The organism is Sphingomonas arenae, assembly GCF_016924655.1.
GTDB classification, from domain to species: Bacteria; Pseudomonadota; Alphaproteobacteria; order Sphingomonadales; family Sphingomonadaceae; genus Sphingomicrobium; species Sphingomicrobium arenae.
In genome coordinates this window covers 812,907-829,162 of record NZ_JAFFJU010000001.1, presented here as the reverse complement: position 1 = coordinate 829,162, position 16,256 = coordinate 812,907, and the positions used below count along the sequence as shown (strand labels likewise).

13 protein-coding genes are annotated in these 16,256 nt (G+C 67.8%); 9 read left to right on the top strand and 4 right to left on the bottom strand.

The features are described 5' to 3' along the window. Nucleotides 1-44: 44 nt before the first annotated feature. Both JT720_RS04175 and purD read right to left on the bottom strand, forming a co-directional pair. The gene (locus JT720_RS04175; RefSeq protein WP_205479560.1) at nucleotides 45-362 is read right to left on the bottom strand and encodes a hypothetical protein; all 318 of its coding nucleotides are present in this window, start codon (nucleotides 360-362) and stop codon (nucleotides 45-47) included. Next, nucleotides 359-1,633 (bottom strand): phosphoribosylamine--glycine ligase, encoded by a 1,275-nt coding sequence (gene purD / locus JT720_RS04170; protein ID WP_205479559.1) that lies wholly within the window; start codon nucleotides 1,631-1,633, stop codon nucleotides 359-361. The genes JT720_RS04175 and purD overlap by 4 nt, the downstream gene beginning before the upstream one ends. Between purD and xseA the strand changes: the two genes are divergently transcribed. Next, the gene (xseA, locus tag JT720_RS04165) at nucleotides 1,626-3,017 is read left to right on the top strand and encodes an exodeoxyribonuclease VII large subunit (RefSeq protein ID WP_419555383.1); all 1,392 of its coding nucleotides are present in this window, start codon (nucleotides 1,626-1,628) and stop codon (nucleotides 3,015-3,017) included. The genes purD and xseA overlap by 8 nt on opposite strands. Nucleotides 3,018-3,021: 4 nt before the next feature. Next, nucleotides 3,022-3,228 carry a DUF2093 domain-containing protein gene (locus JT720_RS04160; RefSeq protein ID WP_205479557.1) on the top strand — a complete coding sequence of 69 codons (207 nt, stop codon included), beginning with the start codon at nucleotides 3,022-3,024 and terminating at the stop codon, nucleotides 3,226-3,228. A 23-nt stretch (nucleotides 3,229-3,251) separates the two neighbouring features. On the opposite strand, the gene JT720_RS04155 is transcribed toward JT720_RS04160, so the two are convergent. Further along, the gene (locus JT720_RS04155; RefSeq protein WP_205479556.1) at nucleotides 3,252-3,818 is read right to left on the bottom strand and encodes a hypothetical protein; all 567 of its coding nucleotides are present in this window, start codon (nucleotides 3,816-3,818) and stop codon (nucleotides 3,252-3,254) included. A 211-nt stretch (nucleotides 3,819-4,029) separates the two neighbouring features. Between JT720_RS04155 and JT720_RS04150 the strand changes: the two genes are divergently transcribed. The 7 genes from JT720_RS04150 to JT720_RS04120 all read left to right on the top strand — a co-directional run bounded on the left by JT720_RS04150 (nucleotide 4,030) and on the right by JT720_RS04120 (nucleotide 13,603). Then, entirely contained in the window at nucleotides 4,030-7,287 is a 3,258-nt protein-coding gene (locus tag JT720_RS04150; RefSeq protein ID WP_237219637.1) for a TonB-dependent receptor domain-containing protein, read from the top strand. A 123-nt stretch (nucleotides 7,288-7,410) separates the two neighbouring features. Then, nucleotides 7,411-9,423 (top strand): tetratricopeptide repeat-containing sulfotransferase family protein, encoded by a 2,013-nt coding sequence (locus JT720_RS04145; RefSeq protein ID WP_205479555.1) that lies wholly within the window; start codon nucleotides 7,411-7,413, stop codon nucleotides 9,421-9,423. Next, nucleotides 9,423-10,577, top strand: coding sequence for an aspartyl/asparaginyl beta-hydroxylase domain-containing protein (locus tag JT720_RS04140; RefSeq protein WP_237219636.1), 1,155 nt, complete (start codon nucleotides 9,423-9,425; stop codon nucleotides 10,575-10,577). Before JT720_RS04145 ends, JT720_RS04140 begins: the two co-directional genes overlap by 1 nt. Beyond that, nucleotides 10,574-12,070 carry a putative 2OG-Fe(II) oxygenase gene (locus JT720_RS14110; RefSeq protein ID WP_205479554.1) on the top strand — a complete coding sequence of 499 codons (1,497 nt, stop codon included), beginning with the start codon at nucleotides 10,574-10,576 and terminating at the stop codon, nucleotides 12,068-12,070. Before JT720_RS04140 ends, JT720_RS14110 begins: the two co-directional genes overlap by 4 nt. A gap of 103 nt (nucleotides 12,071-12,173) precedes the next feature. Further along, the gene (locus tag JT720_RS04130) at nucleotides 12,174-12,446 is read left to right on the top strand and encodes a hypothetical protein (protein ID WP_237219635.1); all 273 of its coding nucleotides are present in this window, start codon (nucleotides 12,174-12,176) and stop codon (nucleotides 12,444-12,446) included. 116 nt (nucleotides 12,447-12,562) lie between these two features. Beyond that, the gene (locus JT720_RS04125) at nucleotides 12,563-13,225 is read left to right on the top strand and encodes a Fe2+-dependent dioxygenase (protein WP_205479552.1); all 663 of its coding nucleotides are present in this window, start codon (nucleotides 12,563-12,565) and stop codon (nucleotides 13,223-13,225) included. 93 nt (nucleotides 13,226-13,318) lie between these two features. After that, nucleotides 13,319-13,603 carry a hypothetical protein gene (locus tag JT720_RS04120; RefSeq protein WP_205479551.1) on the top strand — a complete coding sequence of 95 codons (285 nt, stop codon included), beginning with the start codon at nucleotides 13,319-13,321 and terminating at the stop codon, nucleotides 13,601-13,603. Nucleotides 13,604-13,616: 13 nt separating this feature from the next. On the opposite strand, the gene clpB is transcribed toward JT720_RS04120, so the two are convergent. Next, the gene (gene clpB / locus JT720_RS04115) at nucleotides 13,617-16,196 is read right to left on the bottom strand and encodes an ATP-dependent chaperone ClpB (protein WP_205479550.1); all 2,580 of its coding nucleotides are present in this window, start codon (nucleotides 16,194-16,196) and stop codon (nucleotides 13,617-13,619) included. Nucleotides 16,197-16,256: the final 60 nt, after the last annotated feature.

The window sequence follows — 16,256 nt, the reverse complement described above, 5'->3', positions numbered from 1 at the left end:
GAACCCCGCAAGGCCCAGCAGCGCTGCTTCGATGAACAACGGGATCATCGCGGAAAATGCTCCACCGGGAGGCTGTTCGGGTCCCATTCGACGCGCGCGACCCCGGGCACCTGACCCAAAACGCGCACGAGCTCACTGCGCTGGAAATCGTCGGCGGGGCCTGACAGGATGACGGTTCGGCTGAGCGGCTTCTCCCGCAGTTCCGCTTTGATCTGGCCCATCTCGTTGCGCTCGAGTTCGGCCCGGACCGCGCGTTCGACGCGCTGCTCCAGCCGGTCCGATGCGCCCAGCGGTCCGTGGTAGATCTCCGCCACGCCCAGCGTCGCAACCACGCCGAGCAGCAGCAGGTGCGACGACTTCATTTGGCAAGCTCTCCTGCGGACCGCTCCAGCTCTCGCCAGCCGATGTCGCGGCGGTGGAAGCCGTCGGCAAAACGGATGGCGTCCACGGCTCGGTACGCCCGAGCCCGAGCGCGGGCAAGATTGGGGGCCTTGGCAGTCACGGCGAGCACGCGTCCGCCGACGGACAGCAGGGCACCCGACGCATGGCGCGCGGTCCCGGCATGGAACACTGTTACGCCTTCCACCTGTTCCGCTGGTTCGATCTCGTCGATGAGGCCACCCTTCTTGGGAGTGCCCGGATAACCTTCTGCGGCGATGATCACCGTCATGGTGGTTTCGTCCGACAGCACCGGTGGCTCGGTGGCGCCAAGCCGGCCGCTCGCCACGGCCATCAGCAGCTCGGCAAAGTCCCCTTCGATGCGTGGCATGATTGCCTCGCACTCGGGATCGCCGAAGCGGACATTATATTCGATGAGCTTCGGCCCTTCCGCCGTCAGCATCAGACCAGCATAGAGCACTCCGCTGAACGGCGTTCCACGCGAGGCCATCGCCCGGGCCGTCGGCAGCACGATCTCCTCCATCGCGCGCCGCTCCAGCTCCGGCGTCAGCACAGGGGCAGGGCTGTAGGCGCCCATGCCGCCGGTGTTGGGACCGGTGTCGCCTTCGCCAACCCTCTTGTGGTCCTGGGCGGAGGCGAGCGGCACCGCCACCTCGCCGTCGACCAGCGCGAACAGGCTGGCCTCCTCGCCTTCGAGGAACTCCTCGATCACCATGGGTCCGTCGCCGGCCGCCTGGATCGCCCGCTCCGCCTCGTCCCGGGTCAGGGCGACGGTGACGCCCTTGCCGGCCGCCAGACCGTCCGCCTTGATCACGACCGGGATGGTGAAGCGGTGCAGCGCGGCCAGCGCGTCCGAAGCCGTTTCCACGCGAACGTAATCGGCGGTCGGAATGCCATGCTCGGCGCACAGATCCTTGGTGAAGCCCTTGGAGCCCTCCAGCTGTGCCGGCGCCGCATTCGGGCCGAACACCGCAATCCTCGCTGCCCGGCAGGCGTCGGCGACACCGGCGACCAGCGGCGCCTCTGGCCCGACCACCACCAGGTCGACCCCACGCTCCTGCGCCAGCGCAACCACCGCCTCCGGGCTCGTCGGATCGATCGCCACGCACTCGGCCCAACGCGCGATCCCGGGGTTGCCCGGCGCGGCCAGCAGGCTATCGCAGCTCGGCGATTGCCTGAGCCGCCATGCCAGCGCATCCTCGCGCCCGCCCGACCCCAACAGCAGGATGTTCATGGACCTCCCCGAAAGCAGTGCAGGCCTCCTAGCCGAGCCGCGCGCGGGCGACAATTCGCCGCCGCAGACGGTGAGCGAACTCGCGGGCGCGCTCAAGCGCACGGTAGAGACCGCGTTCGGCCGCGTCCGGGTGCGCGGCGAGATCAGCGGCTGGAAGCGCCACTCGTCCGGCCACTGCTACTTCAGCCTCAAGGACGAGAACGCCTGCCTTGACGCGGTGATCTGGCGCACCGGCGCGTCGACGCTGGCCTTCCGCCCGGAGGACGGGGCCGAAGTCATCGCCACCGGCAAGCTCACCACCTATCCCGGCCGCTCCAAGTACCAGATCGTCATCGACCGGATGGAGCTGGCCGGCGAGGGCGCGCTCATGGCGCTGCTCGACAAGCGCCGCCGCGCGCTCGCGGCCGAGGGCCTGTTCGACGCGGGTCGCAAGCGCCGGCTCCCGTTCCTCCCCCGCATCATCGGAGTCGTCACTTCCCCGACCGGAGCCGTCATCCGCGACATCCTCCACCGACTCGAGGACCGCTGCCCGACCCATGTCATCGTGTGGCCGGTGCCGGTCCAAGGGGAGGGCGCGTCGGCCCGCATCGCCGCCGCCATTCGCGGCTTCGCGAACTTCGAGCCGCGCCCGGACCTGCTGATCGTCGCCCGCGGCGGCGGCTCGATCGAGGACCTGTGGGCCTTCAACGAGGAAGAGGTGGTCCGCGCTGCCGCCGAGTCGCCCATCCCGCTGATCAGCGCCGTCGGGCACGAGACCGACACGACCCTCATCGATCATGCTTCCGACCTGCGCGCGCCGACGCCCACCGCCGCCGCCGAACTGGCGGTGCCGGTCCGGGCGGAGCTGATGGCGCAACTGGACGAGCTCATGGCCCGCAAGCGCCGTTGCCTCACCCGCCGCGCGGAATTGGCGCGCGAGCGGCTGGCGCTGACGACCTGTCGCTGGCCTAGCAGCGAAACCCTGCTCGCCACTCGCGGCCAGCGACTCGACGAGGTCGGCGAGCGGCTACCGCGCGCACTCGCCGCCCGCACCGGCCACGCCCGCGCCGACATGAACCTGGTGGCATCGCGGCTCCGGCCCGAACTCATCCAGCACAAAGTCCACCGCCTGTCCGACAAGCTCGCCGCTGCCTGGAAGATGGCCGAGCTGGTGCACCCCGAACGCCCGCTGTCCCGCGGCTTCGTCCGCGTCACCGACCGCTCCGGCCGCACCCTCACTCACGCCGCCGACGCCCGCGCCGCCCGCGATCTCTCGCTGCACTTCGGCGACGGTCTCGTGGAAGCGACCGCCGGCGCCAGCCCGCAGCCACCACCGAAGGTTGAGCGCAAGCCCTCGCGACCCTATGTCGCTCCCCAACCCGGCCTGTTCGACAGCGAGGACTAGACGCATGCTCATGCACGGAAGCGGCCGCGAGGCGCGCGTGCACTATATGGCAGGAACCTTCCGCCTGCTGTCGGACGGCGACCACGTCCGCTGCGCAGTCACGGGCGCTAAGATCCCGCTCGACGTACTGCGCTACTGGAGCGTAGCGCGTCAGGAGGCCTATATCGACGCCGACGCGAGTCTCCAGGCGGAGGAGCGGGCCCGGCGCTAGCGATTGCCAGGTTCGAACGCGCCTTAATTGACGCGCTGGACCCGGACCCCCGGTTGCTTGCCGACGCTCAGCATGAAGCTGCCCAGCGCGGCGCGCTTCACCACCACCTTGTCCCCGCGCTCCGGCTCCAGCGCGATCGGCCGGCTGTCGGTCTGCGACCAGCGGCTGCCGTCCTGGAGCAGGAAAACGTAACCGCCGTCCCGGTTGCGTCCGACGCCGTCGATCACGCCATCGATCTGGCTGACCTCTTCGCCATCTCCGCCAAGCAGCGGGAATTTGGGAAGGGACAGTCCGAACAGCGTCCGCTTGGTCCGCCGGACCTCGTCCCGGTCCACCACCACCAGGTCCTGGCGCTGGACGGCCTCCGCGGTGGTCCCGATCTCGCGGTCGAAACAGGCGAGGCGCTCGGTGGGTTGGTCGATGTCACGGCACGCAAGCAAGCGCTGCATCTGCGCCGGGACAGCCTGCCCTGCCGTTGCTGCAGGCGGCGCGGAGCTCGCGGCGTGCACCGGAGCGGCGGCGCCTGCCATGGTGAACGCGGCGGCAAGGAAAAGCACCCGATCACGCATCTTGAAACCCCCTATGCTCATGACCTTTCTAGCTTTCCGCGGAACCGGCGGGCAAGTTCACACTGTTGCAAATCTGAAACAGAGTGACTGCTATCGTCAGCAGGTCGTTGCGCATGCGTTGCCAGTGTCTCTCCCTCTAAATTAGACGTGGGCTGGTTCGGCAATGTGACATTGCTGTGCGAAGCTGCCGTGCGTCTTCAGGGGACACGCGGCTACTTTAGGGGAAGAACGCATGACTGATTTCCGCCAGCGGCTGCTCGCCACGACCCTTTTGGTCAGTGCCGGCATGCTCGCTACGCCCGCCCTTGCGCAGGATGCGCAGACGGACACCGCCGCCGACACGACTCAGCCTACGGGTCCGGTCGAGGCGCAGCCGGTTTCGAACACTTCGTCCACGGGCGAGGCGGTCCAGGAAACCCAGGACATCGTTGTTACCGGCACCCGCATTCCGCAGCCGAACCTTGAGTCGGCCGCTCCGGTGACCGTCGTGTCCAGCCAGGACATCAAGCTCCAGGGCGTGACCCGCGTAGAGGACCTCCTGAACTCGCTGCCGTCCGTCGGCGCTTCGCAGAGCTCGGGCCTGGCGAACGGCGCCACCGGCACGGCCGAAGTCGACCTTCGCTATCTCGGTTCCAAGCGCAGCCTCGCGCTGGTGAACGGCCGCCGGCTCGTCCCGGGTGACCCGAACAGCACCACCCAGGCCGCCGACTTGAACTTCATCCCGTCCTCGCTGGTGAAGCGCGTCGAGGTGCTGACCGGCGGTGCATCGTCGGTGTACGGTGCCGACGCGGTCGCCGGCGTCGTCAACTTCATCATGGACACCAACTTCACCGGTGTCCGGTTCGACGGCCAGTACAGCTTCTACAACCACAAGAACGGCAACCCGTTTGTCGCCGACTGCGTTGGCGTGTCGGCAAGCCAGCTCAGCTGCGCCGGGCAGACGCCGGGTGATCCCCAGTACGTCAAGGACATCCTGGCGGGCCGCGGCTACTCGGCTCCGGGCGGAATGGTCACTGATGGCGGCACCTTCGACGGCACCATCACGATCGGCACCAAGTTCGACGACAACCGTGGTCACGCGGTTGCGTACTTCGGTTACCGCAAGGTCAACCCGATCCTGCAGTCGCGCCGTGACTTCAGCGCTTGCGTCATCCAGAACACCGGCAGCGGCAGCCCCCGTTGCGGCGGCTCGGCCACCGCGAACCCGGGCAACGCCTTCATCTTCACGACCTTCGGTGCTCCGTCGTCCACGACGGCGGCGCTCGGGCCGGGAACGATCACGGTCGGCAATGGCGCGAACCTCTATAACTTCGCTCCGCTGAACTACTTCCAGCGTCCGGACGAGCGCTACATCGGTGGCGTCTTCGCGGACTATGAGGTCAACAGCGCGATCAAGCCGTACCTCGAGTTCATGTTCATGGATGACCGCACGCTGGCGCAGATCGCGCCGTCGGGCGACTTCTTCAACACGAACACGATCAACTGCGACAACCCTCTGCTCAGCCAGCAGCAGCTGGATGTCATCTGTAACCCGGCCAACCTCATCAACGGCTTCATCGGCAACTTCCCGTTGGCCGCGGGTGCGCCGTACAATACCGGCAACGATGGCACGCCGGGACCGGGCGGTGCTCCGATCAACTTCATCGATCCGACCACCGGCCTCAGCTACCAGCGCGCGTTGTTCCAGCTGGGCCGCCGCAACACCGAGGGTGGTGCGCGCATCAGCGACCTGAAGCACACCAGCTTCCGTGGTGTGCTGGGAACCCGTGGGGACCTCAGCAACGCCTGGTCGTATGATGCGTATTATCAGTACGGCAAGACGAACTATACGCAGGTCTACAAGAACGAGTTCTCGGCCTCGCGTCTGGTCCGCGCTCTCGACGTGGTCGCCGACCCGGTCACCGGCAACCCGGTTTGCCGCTCGGCGCTGGCCGGAACCGACCCGAACTGCGTCCCCTACGACGTCTTCGGTCCTGACGGTCCTTCGGCGGCGTCGATCAACTACCTCAATGTCTTCGGTGTCATCACCGGCGAGACGTCCGAGCAGGTGGCTAACATCAACTTCACTGGCCAGCTCGGCGAGTCCGGCTTCCGCACTCCATGGGCGGAGGACGGCCTTGGCGTGAACGTCGGTTACGAGTTCCGCAAGGAGCGGCTGGAGCTGAATCCGGACCAGCTGTTCCAGACGGGCGACCTGACGGGCCAGGGAGCCCCGACGCTGCCGGTCAACGGCTCGTTCTCGGTGAACGAGGTCTTCGCCGAAGCGCAGTTGCCGATCGTGCAGAATGGCTTCGTCCAGGATCTGAGCCTGGGCGCCGGCTATCGTAAGTCGTGGTACAAGCTCAGCAGCGGCCGCAAGTACGACACCGATACGTACAAGCTCTCGCTCGAGTTTGCCCCGATCCGCGACGTGCGGTTCCGCGGTTCGTACAACCGGGCTGTTCGTGCTCCGAACATCCAGGAACTGTTCGCTCCGCAGTTCGTCGGTCTGGACGGAACCAAGGATCCGTGCGCCGATCGCATCATCACCGCGACGGATTACGGGTGCATCTACTCCGGTCTGGCCGTGGGTAGCGGTACGCCCTCCAACCCTGCTGGCCAGTACAACGGCCTGCTCGGCGGCGATCCCGACCTGAACCCAGAGAAGGCGACCACGAAGACGGTGGGTGTGGTGCTGCAGCCCAGCTTCCTGCCGCGCTTCGCCTTCACGGTCGACTACTGGAACATCAACCTGAAGAACGCGATCCAGGGCTACGGTTCGGACTCGATCATCACGGCGTGCGTCAATCAGTCCACCGCGACGTTTGAATCGCCGGCTTGCGCGCTGATCAACCGCAATGCGGCTGGCTCGCTCTGGCTCAGCTCGGACGGGTTCATCAACAACCTGCCGAACAACAATGGTGAGATCACCACCGACGGCTTCGACATCAACACGTCGTACAGCCATCGCCTGGGTGGCCTCGGCAACCTGTCAGCCAGCTTCATCGGAACCTACCTGAAGCGCTACAAGGTCGATAACGGGCTGACGGAAGAATATGATTGCGCCGGCCTGTACGGCCCGACCTGCAGCGGTGCCACCGTTGCAAGCTCGGCCCCGATGCCGAGGTGGCGTCATAAGCTCCGGACCTCGCTGCAGATGGCCAACGGTATTGGCGTGTCGCTGCAGTGGCGCATGGTCGGCAAGGTCAAGGCTGAAACGCTGGAAGACAACGAGACGCTGGGTGGCGCGACGGTCTTTGATCCGGGTCTACGGATCAAGGCGCAGCACTACTTCGATCTCGCCGGAACGGTCGCGATCGGCGACAACTACAACTTCCGGATTGGTGTGAACAACATCCTCGACAACGATCCGCCGCTGGTTACCTCCGGCAACGGTGGGCTCGAGGGCTCCAACCTTTGCCCGGCCGGTCCGTGCAACGGCAACACCTACCCGGGCACCTGGGACTCGCTGGGCCGCTACGTCTACGCAGGCGTGACGCTCGAGTTCTAAGTCTCGACGAATGCGCTGAAGAGGGGGTGGCGGATCATGTCCGCCGCCCCTTTTTCTTGGCCTTCGCGCCGGGACGCGAAGCCCACTGGCAAGCGGACGGCAACGCGCTACACACCAGAACAGATGAACCAGCCTGCTCAACTCGATCCGGACACGGTCGCAGCAATCCGCCAGGCGATGAGCGCCGCCGGGCGCGGGCAGCTGGCCGAGGCCTGCGCTATCGGCGAACGCGCCCTTGCGGCCGGCAACGACGGCGCCGCCCTTCATGCCATGCTCGGAATGCTCTGGTCCCGCTCGGGCGACCTTGCCGCCGGGATCGGTCACCTGCGCCATGCGCTCGACGAGCGACCTGACGACCTGCTCATCCGCACCAATCTCGCGACCGCGCTGACCGAGAACAAGGACTATGCGGCCGCCCTCGACGTCGCCACACAAGCCGCGGCCGCTGCTGATCCTTCGCTCCGTCTGCTACGGCTCCGAGCATTCTGTGCCCAACTTGCCGAGCGGTTCGACATCGCCGTTCAGGCCTACGACACCATCCTGGCGGCCGAGCCGGACGACTGGGAAGCGTGGAACAACCTCGGCAATGCGCGCCGCTGCGCCGGCGACTTCCCCGGCAGCGTCGCCGCACTTCGCCAGGCCGCGCAGATTGCGCCCGGCTCCGCCGCCGTTCGCCTGAATCTCGCTCAAGCTCTCGCCGAAACGGGTGAGGGAGCCGAGGCCGAACAGCTGCTCCAAGCGCTTGCAGACGAGTTTCCGGACGACACCACCGCGCTTCTGCAACTGCACGCGCTCCGCCGCGACCAGGGCCGCGACGAGGATGCGCTGGGGCCCATTCGTGAGGCGGTTGCGCGCGACCGCTCCAACATCGATCTTCTCGTGGGGCTCGCCAGCCATCACGTCCGCCTGCTCGATTATCCCGCGGCTGAGCGGGAGTATCGCCGCGCCATCGCGCTCGATCCGGCTCACCCGGTCGGCAATCTCGGCCTCGCATCCGTGTTCGAGCTCACCAACCGGACCGAGGAACTGGCCGCCCTCGCCCGGGAAGCGGAAGCCAAGGCCGTCCGAGCCGACGCGCTGAACTTCATCCGGGCCATGGACCACCGCCGGGCCAAGCGGTTCGATCAGGGCCTCGTCGCGCTGGAACAGGTTCCGGACGAGCTCGAGACCCCGCGTCGGACCCACCTGCTCGGCCAGCTGCTCGACGGGGCCGGGCGTTACGACGAGGCGTTCGGCGCCTTTGGCCGAATGAACGCGCTCGCCATCGCCGACCCTTCCGATCCGGTCAGCCGGGGCGCCTCCTACCGCGCGCAGGTTCGGGCACAGACCGCCAGCCTCACCCCCGCGTGGCAGGCTCGGTGGAGGCCGTTCCAGCCGACCGACGTCCGCTCCTCGCCCGCTTTCCTGCTCGGCTTCCCGCGCTCGGGCACGACCCTGCTCGACACCATGCTGATGGGCCATCCGGGGCTCGAGGTGCTGGAAGAGGAACCGGCCCTCCGCGACGCGCAGCAGCTCCTGCCGGACGTGACCGCCCTCCCGGACCTCGCCGATGCGCAGATCCAGGCCGCCCGCGACGCCTACTTCGCGCGCGCCGCCACGCTGGCGCCGCTCGCGCCGGGCAGCCTGCTGATCGACAAGAACCCGCTCGCGTCCAACATGCTGCCGTGGATCGCTCGCCTGTTCCCGGACGCGCGCATCATCCTGGCACTGCGGCACCCGTGCGACGTGGTGCTGAGCTGCGTCATCACCAACTTCCGGCTGAACGACGGCATGGCGAGCTTCCTCGACGTGGCGACCGCGGCCGAGCTCTACGATCTCACCTTCCGCAACCTCGAGCGCGCGCAGGAACTGCTCGGGCTCCCGCTCCACCAGGTTCGCTACGAGGCGGTAGTCACCGATCCCGAGCAGGAGCTCCGCGCCCTGTCCGCCTTCCTCGGTCTCGACTGGAGCGATCGCGTCCTCGACCACCAGGCGACCGCCAGGGATCGCGGCCGGATCAAGACCGCCAGCTACGCCCAGGTGACGGAGCCGCTCTACAAGCGCGCATCCGGCCGCTGGGAAAAGTACCGCACCCATCTCGAGCCGGTGCTCCCGGTGCTCCAGCCCTGGATCGACAAGTTCGGCTATTCGGTCTGATGCAGCCCGCCGAACGCTCCCTCATCGACCAGGCAGACCGGGCCGCAGGCGCAGGGGATCTGGCCGGCGCCCGTGAACTGCTCAAGCGGGCCGGGGAGGGAGGCGGCTCCGAGGCGGTGTGGCTGCGGCTCGCTGCTGTGGAACGCGCCGCCGGCCGGCCCCGGGCAGCCCTGGTCGCGGTCGACCGCGCCCTGGCCTTCACCCCGCGCGACTTCGCCGCATTGCTCCTGCGTGCAAGTCTTCTCCAGCGCCTCGACGACCCGCAGGCGGGCGAAGCCTGGGGGCACGCCTTGGCCCAGCAGCCGGCCGGAGAGCTTCCGCCGCAGTTCGCGCCCGTGCTGGCCGAGGCGCGGGAGCGTCATGCCGCGTGGCTGTCGGAACGTGAAATGCGGCTTGCAGCCTCCATGACAGCGGTCGAGCAGAGCGCCACGCCGGACGAGCGCGACCGCATCGCTCGCTTCCGCAGCAACGTCCTGCGCAAGACGCGGCCCTACCATAGCGAGCCGACTCACTATCACTTCCCTGCGCTGCCGGAGCGCGAGTTCCACCCCCGATCCCTCTTCCCCTGGCTCGACCGGCTCGAAGCCGCGACCGACGTGATCGCGGAGGAACTCAAGGCGGTCATGATGTCGGAGCGCGCCGAGCTGGTGCCCTACATTCAGTATGACGACCACCTGCCGATGGATCAGTGGAAGCCGCTCAACCGCAATCGCAATTGGACGGCCATCCACCTGCTCGACCGCGGCCGCCCGGTCAGCGCCAATGTCGAACATTGCCCCCGCTCGATGGCGCTGTTGTCCGGCCTGCCGCAGCCGCAGGTGCCCGGCGCCTCGCCAAACGCGATGTTCTCGCTCCTTGCGCCGAACACCGCCATCCCCCCGCACGTCGGGGTCAGCAACACGCGCCTCGTGTGCCACCTGCCACTGATCGTCCCCGAAGGCTGCTGGTTCCGGGTAGGAGCCGAGACGCGCTACTGGCAGCGCGGGCAAGCCTTCGTGTTCGACGACACGATCGAACATGAAGCGCTGAACCCGACCGACCAGCTGCGCGTGGTCTTCATCTTCGATGTGTGGGCGCCCGAGCTGACGGCCGCGGAGCGCGAGGCTGTGACGGCCCTGATGGCGGCGGATGGTCAGGGCCCGGGTGGGCTGTGAGCTTTCGCGCCGCCCTCGCCGCGGCAAGGACCGGCACCAACACGCCTGACGCGCTGGAGGACCTCGCCCGAGCCGCGCTGGCCGAGGCCGAGGAGGAGGCCGCGCTGGCTCTCGTCCAGCCCGCCGCGGAACGGCTGCGAAGCGCGCGTCTGTGGCAGTGGACCGGCCTCCTCCACCGCTCCCTCGGTCAACTCACCGAGGCCATGGCCGCCTTCGCCACGGCCGCGGACCTTGCCCCGGCCGACCCCCTGATCGCGCATGGTCGCGCCCGGGCCGCTCTGGAAGCGGGCGTGGATGCACGCGGGCTGTTCGAAGCGGCGCTGCGTCTCTCTCCTTCCGGTGAGGTCTGGCTCGGCTGGTGCGCCGCGCACTATGCGATGGGGGAGGGGGCGCTTGCCCTCGACCGGCTGTCCGGCCTCCTCGCGGGCAGCCCTCAATGGGCGGCGGGACACGTCCACTACGCGCAGCTCGCGGCGATGTGCGGGCGAGCGGCGGACGCGATGGCGACGATCCAGCCCGCGCTTGCCCGGGCTCCCACCGACCCGAGCCTGTGGGATGCCGCGCTCCAGATCCTAAACCGGGCCGAGCGCTTCGACGAGGCATGGCAGCTCGCCGACCAGGCGATCGCCGCGACCCGCGACGAATCCCGCTTCGCCCTTGCTCGCGCGGCTGCCCTCTCGGACAGCCGCCGCGACGATCAGGCGGGCCCTGCCTTCGCCCGGCTTGGTGAGCCACGCCACGTCCACCATGCGGTGCTCCTCGCCCGACATCTGGTCCGCGTCGGCAACCTGGGGGCGCTCGGCCAGCTTGCGGACAGGTGGCTGCACGGCGACGACGCCCACCTGTTCTGGTCCTATGCCGCTATCGCGTGGCGCCAGTCGGGCGACCCGCGCTGGGAGTGGCTCGAGGGGCAGGACGGCATGGTCCAGGTGCTCGAACTCAGCGGCACCGTGGACTTCGGCGCAGTGGCTGCCGACCTGCGCCGCATTCATGCGCGCTCAGGGCGCTTCCTCGATCAGTCCGTGCGCGGAGGCACGCAGACCGACGGACCCCTTTTCTCCCGCATCGAGCCTTCGATCCGCCAGCTGCGCGCGGCGATCGTCACCGCCGTGGAGGAGTACCGCGCGAAGCTGCCGCCGCCCGATCCCACCCACCCCATGCTTCTGCACGCTCGCGACCGCCCGATCCGCTTTGCGGGAAGCTGGTCGGTGTGCCTGACCGGGCAGGGCTTCCACAGCCAGCACGTCCATCCGCAGGGGTGGATCAGCTCCGCCCTTTACGTCGACCTCCCCGCGCGGCTCGACGGTTCGGAGGGCTGGCTGACCCTCGGTCAACCACAGGACTCGCTCGGCAGCGGACTCGAGCCATTCCGGACGGTCGAGCCGAAGGTTGGCCGGCTGGTCCTGTTCCCCTCCATGATGTGGCACGGCACCATCCCCTTCGCAGCGGGGGAGCGCCTGACAACGGCGTTCGATATCGCTCCGCCCCGCTGACGGGTGTCGTTCGTCGAATCCGGCTTGCTCGCAAACGGGCGGCGCGGATTCACTCGGGCACTCAGGTTGGCGTGATGGCCGATCGCAGTTTGAGGGCGTCGCAATGAACAGCAAGCTTGCAGCAGCAACCATCGCCGCCGCCATGACCCTGACCGGGATCTTGCCCGCTTCCGCTCAGTCGGCCGAGGCGCCCGCGGCGAAAGCTCCCAAGGCGCGCAACATGGATGAGGTCGTCTGCGAGAAGACGGAAGTGATCGGCAGCCGGCTCGCGACCAAGAAGGTCTGCATGACCCGCGCGCAGTGGGCTGAGCGGCGCCGCGCTGACCAGCAGGAGATTGAGCGCGCGCAGACGATGCGCGGGACCAAGGGTGAATGATCGCCGCGCCTGAGCGCTTCCGCCTGGACTAGCCCATTGACCTCCCGACCCCGTCCTGCACAGTCCGGGGCCGGCGCGCAGATGTCCTGCCACGCCGAGCGAAGGAAGACGCCCGAATGTACCGCATCCTGCCGCTGCTCACCGAGGCGGAAGTCGCGGAGTGCCGGCGCATCGCCGCCGCGAGCCACTTCGTCGACGGCCGGATCTCGAACCCGCACAACAAGGCCAAGAACAATCAGCAGTTGCACGAGCCGAACGCGGGGCAGGCTTCGGCGCAGCTGATCCTTCAGGCGTTCGGCCGCAGCGAGGAATTCCGCGAGTTCGCCTTTCCCCAGAAGATCACGCCGCCGCTGCTCACCAAGTACCAGCCGGGCATGTACTACGGCGCCCATGCCGATGCGGCCTTCCTGAACCTCGGCAACGCGGTCGTGCGCAGCGACTTGAGCTGCACCGTCTTCCTCAACGATCCGGGCAGCTACGAAGGCGGCGCGCTGCACATCCGCTTGGGCGATGCCAGCATCCGCTTCAAGCTTCAGCCTGGGGAGGCGATCATCTACCCGTCCGATACCTTCCACGAGGTCGAGCGGGTCACCAGCGGCGAGCGGCTGGTCGCGATCGCCTTCATCCAGAGCCGCATCCCCGATCCCTTCCGCCGCAACTTGCTGTTCGACCTGAACGAAGTCGCGGCGCTGGAGGGCCTCACCATGCAGCCGGAGAACTTCTCCCGCCTGCAGCTCGTCCAGTCCAACCTGCTCCGCTACTGGTCCGACAAGCCCTGACGTTCGCCCGTCGGTCGAAAACCGTTTCGGCGACGCCTCATCTTGAGCGATAACGCCTCGGCGAACCCAGGGCCCAGCCGAAAGGGATTCCCGATGAAGCAGCTCCTCATGCTCCTGTCCGCCGCCAGCTTCGCCCTCTCCGGCACTGCCCCGGCAACTCCGGCGCAAAAGGCCCCGAAGGCCAAGGACCCCAACGAAAAGGTGTGCGAGGACATCGTCCATACCGGCAGCCGGCTTGCGGTGAAACGGGTCTGCGGAACCCGCGCCGAGTGGGAGCAGCGCCGCCGCCTCGACAAGGAGGCGATCGACCGCGCGCAGATGAGTCCGAACGGCCCCTGCGCGACGATCAACACCCACACCGGCGCCCCCGCCTGCTGAATTCAGGACGACCTCAGGCGGGCTGGATCACCAGCCCACCGTCGCCTTCGTCCACCCGGACGGTCTGACCGTCCCGGACCTCGCCTGAGAGGATGCGATCCGCCAGTGGGTCCTGCAGATACTTCTGCACCGCCCGCTTGAGCGGCCGCGCGCCATAGACCGGATCGTAGCCGACCCGCCCCAGCCACGCCCGCGCCGCGTCGGTCAGATCGAGCCTGATCTTCCGGTCTTCCAGCAGCTTGCCGAGACGCTTCACCTGGATGTCCACGATCGGCCCCATGTGGCTCGCGCTCAGCCGGTGGAAGAGGATGATCTCGTCCAGGCGGTTGAGGAATTCCGGCCGGAAGTGCCCTCGAACCACCTCCATCACCTGGCTCTCGACCTTCTCGGCGGGTTCGTTCTCGCCGAGTGATGCAAGATACTGCGACCCCAGGTTGGACGTGAGGATGATCAGGGTGTTGGTGAAGTCCACCGTGCGCCCCTGGCCGTCCGTCAGCCGCCCGTCGTCGAGCACCTGCAGGAGCACATTGAACACGTCCGCGTGCGCTTTCTCGACCTCGTCGAACAGCACGACCTGATAAGGGCGGCGCCGCACCGCCTCGGTCAGCACGCCGCCTTCCTCATAGCCGACATAGCCCGGAGGAGCGCCGATCAGCCTCGCGACCGCATGCTTCTCCATGAACTCCGACATGTCGATCCGGACCATGGCCGTGGGGTCGTCGAACAGGAACTCAGCCAGCGCCTTCGTCAGCTCGGTCTTACCGACGCCCGTCGGCCCGAGGAACAGGAAGGAGCCCAGCGGCCGGTTCGGATCCTGCAGCCCCGCACGTGCCCGGCGCACCGCGGCGGACACGGCCTTCACCGCATCCTCCTGCCCGATGACCCGTGCGCCGATCGCCTGCTCCATGCCGAGCAGCTTGGCTCGCTCGCCCTCCAGCATCCGCTCGACCGGAACGCCGGTCCAGCGGCTGACCACGCCCGCGATATCCTGGTCGGTAACCTCCTCGCGAAGCATGGCATGCTGGGTCGCGGCGCGCGCCTCCTCCAGCTGCTTCTCAAGCTGCGGCAGGCGCCCGTACTGGAGCTCGCCCGCCTTGGCGAGGTCGCCCGAGCGCTGCGCCTGTTCCAGCTCCAGTCGAGCCTGGTCGATCTGCTCCTGCAGCTTGGTCGTAGTGGCGATCTGCTCCTTTTCCGCCTGCCAGCGCGTCGTCAGCTCGCTCGCCTGCTGTTCCAGGTTGGCAAGCTCCGCTTCCAGCTTGGTCAGCCGCTCCTTGGATGCCGCATCCGTCTCCTTCTTCAGCGCCTCGCGCTCGATCTTGAGCTGGATGATCCGGCGGTCGAGGTTCTCGATCTCCTCGGGCTTGGACTCGACCTCCATGCGGATTCGCGACGCCGCCTCGTCCATCAGGTCGATCGCCTTGTCCGGCAGGAAGCGGTCGGAAATGTAACGGTTGGACAGCGTCGCCGCCGCGACGATCGCCGCGTCCGTGATCCGCACGCCGTGGTGGAGCTCGTACTTCTCCTTCAGCCCGCGGAGGATCGAGATGGTGTCCTCCACCGTTGGCTCGCCCACGAACACCGGCTGGAAACGCCGCTCCAGCGCCGCATCCTTTTCAACATGCTTGCGATATTCGTCGAGCGTGGTCGCGCCGATGCAGTGCAGCTCGCCACGGGCCAGCGCGGGCTTCAGGAGGTTGGACGCGTCCATCGCGCCCTCGCTCTTCCCTGCACCGACGAGGGTGTGCATCTCGTCGATGAACAGGATGATGTCGCCCTCGGCCTGCTTGACCTCGTCGAGCACGCCCTTCAGCCGCTCCTCGAACTCCCCGCGGTACTTCGCGCCGGCGATCAGCGAGCCCATGTCGAGGCTCAGCAGCTTCTTGTCCTTGATCCCGTCCGGCACGTCACCGTTGGCGATGCGCAGGGCAAGCCCTTCCGCGATCGCCGTCTTGCCGACGCCCGGCTCCCCGATCAGCACCGGGTTGTTCTTGGTCCGGCGGGCCAGCACCTGAACGGTGCGGCGGATCTCCTCGTCGCGGCCAATGACCGGGTCCAGCTTGCCCGCGCGGGCCGCTTCCGTAAGGTCGCGCGCGAATTTCTTCAGCGCGTCGTAGCGATCCTCGGCGCCCTGCGTATCCGCCGTCCGTCCGCCGCGCAGCTTGTCGATCGCAGCGTTGAGGTTCTGCGGCGTTAGGCCGGCACGCTGCAGCGCGTTGCCCACGTCCGTGCCCTTGGCCAGCGCCATTGCCAGCAGGATGCGTTCGACGGTGACGTAGCTGTCACCGCTCTTCTTCGCGACCTGCTCGGCCTGGTCGAGGATGCGGATCGTGTCACCGTCCAGCGCCGGCGCACTGGCCGCACCCGAACCCGTCACCGCCGGAATCTTTGCCACCAGCGCGTCCGTCTCACGTTGGGCCGCCTTGCCGTCCCCGCCCGCCGCGTTGATCAGGCCCGCGGCCATGCCCTGCTCGTCGTCGAGCAGCGCCTTGAGCAGATGGGCCGGCGCGATCCGCTGATGATGCTCGCGCACGGCAATGGTCTGCGCCGCCTGCAGAAAGCCCTTGGCGCGATCGGTCAGTTTCTCGAAATCCATGAAGTCCTGTTCCCCTCTCGTGCCCTCAAGCTAGTGTTGCAATCGAGCAACACAAGGGGG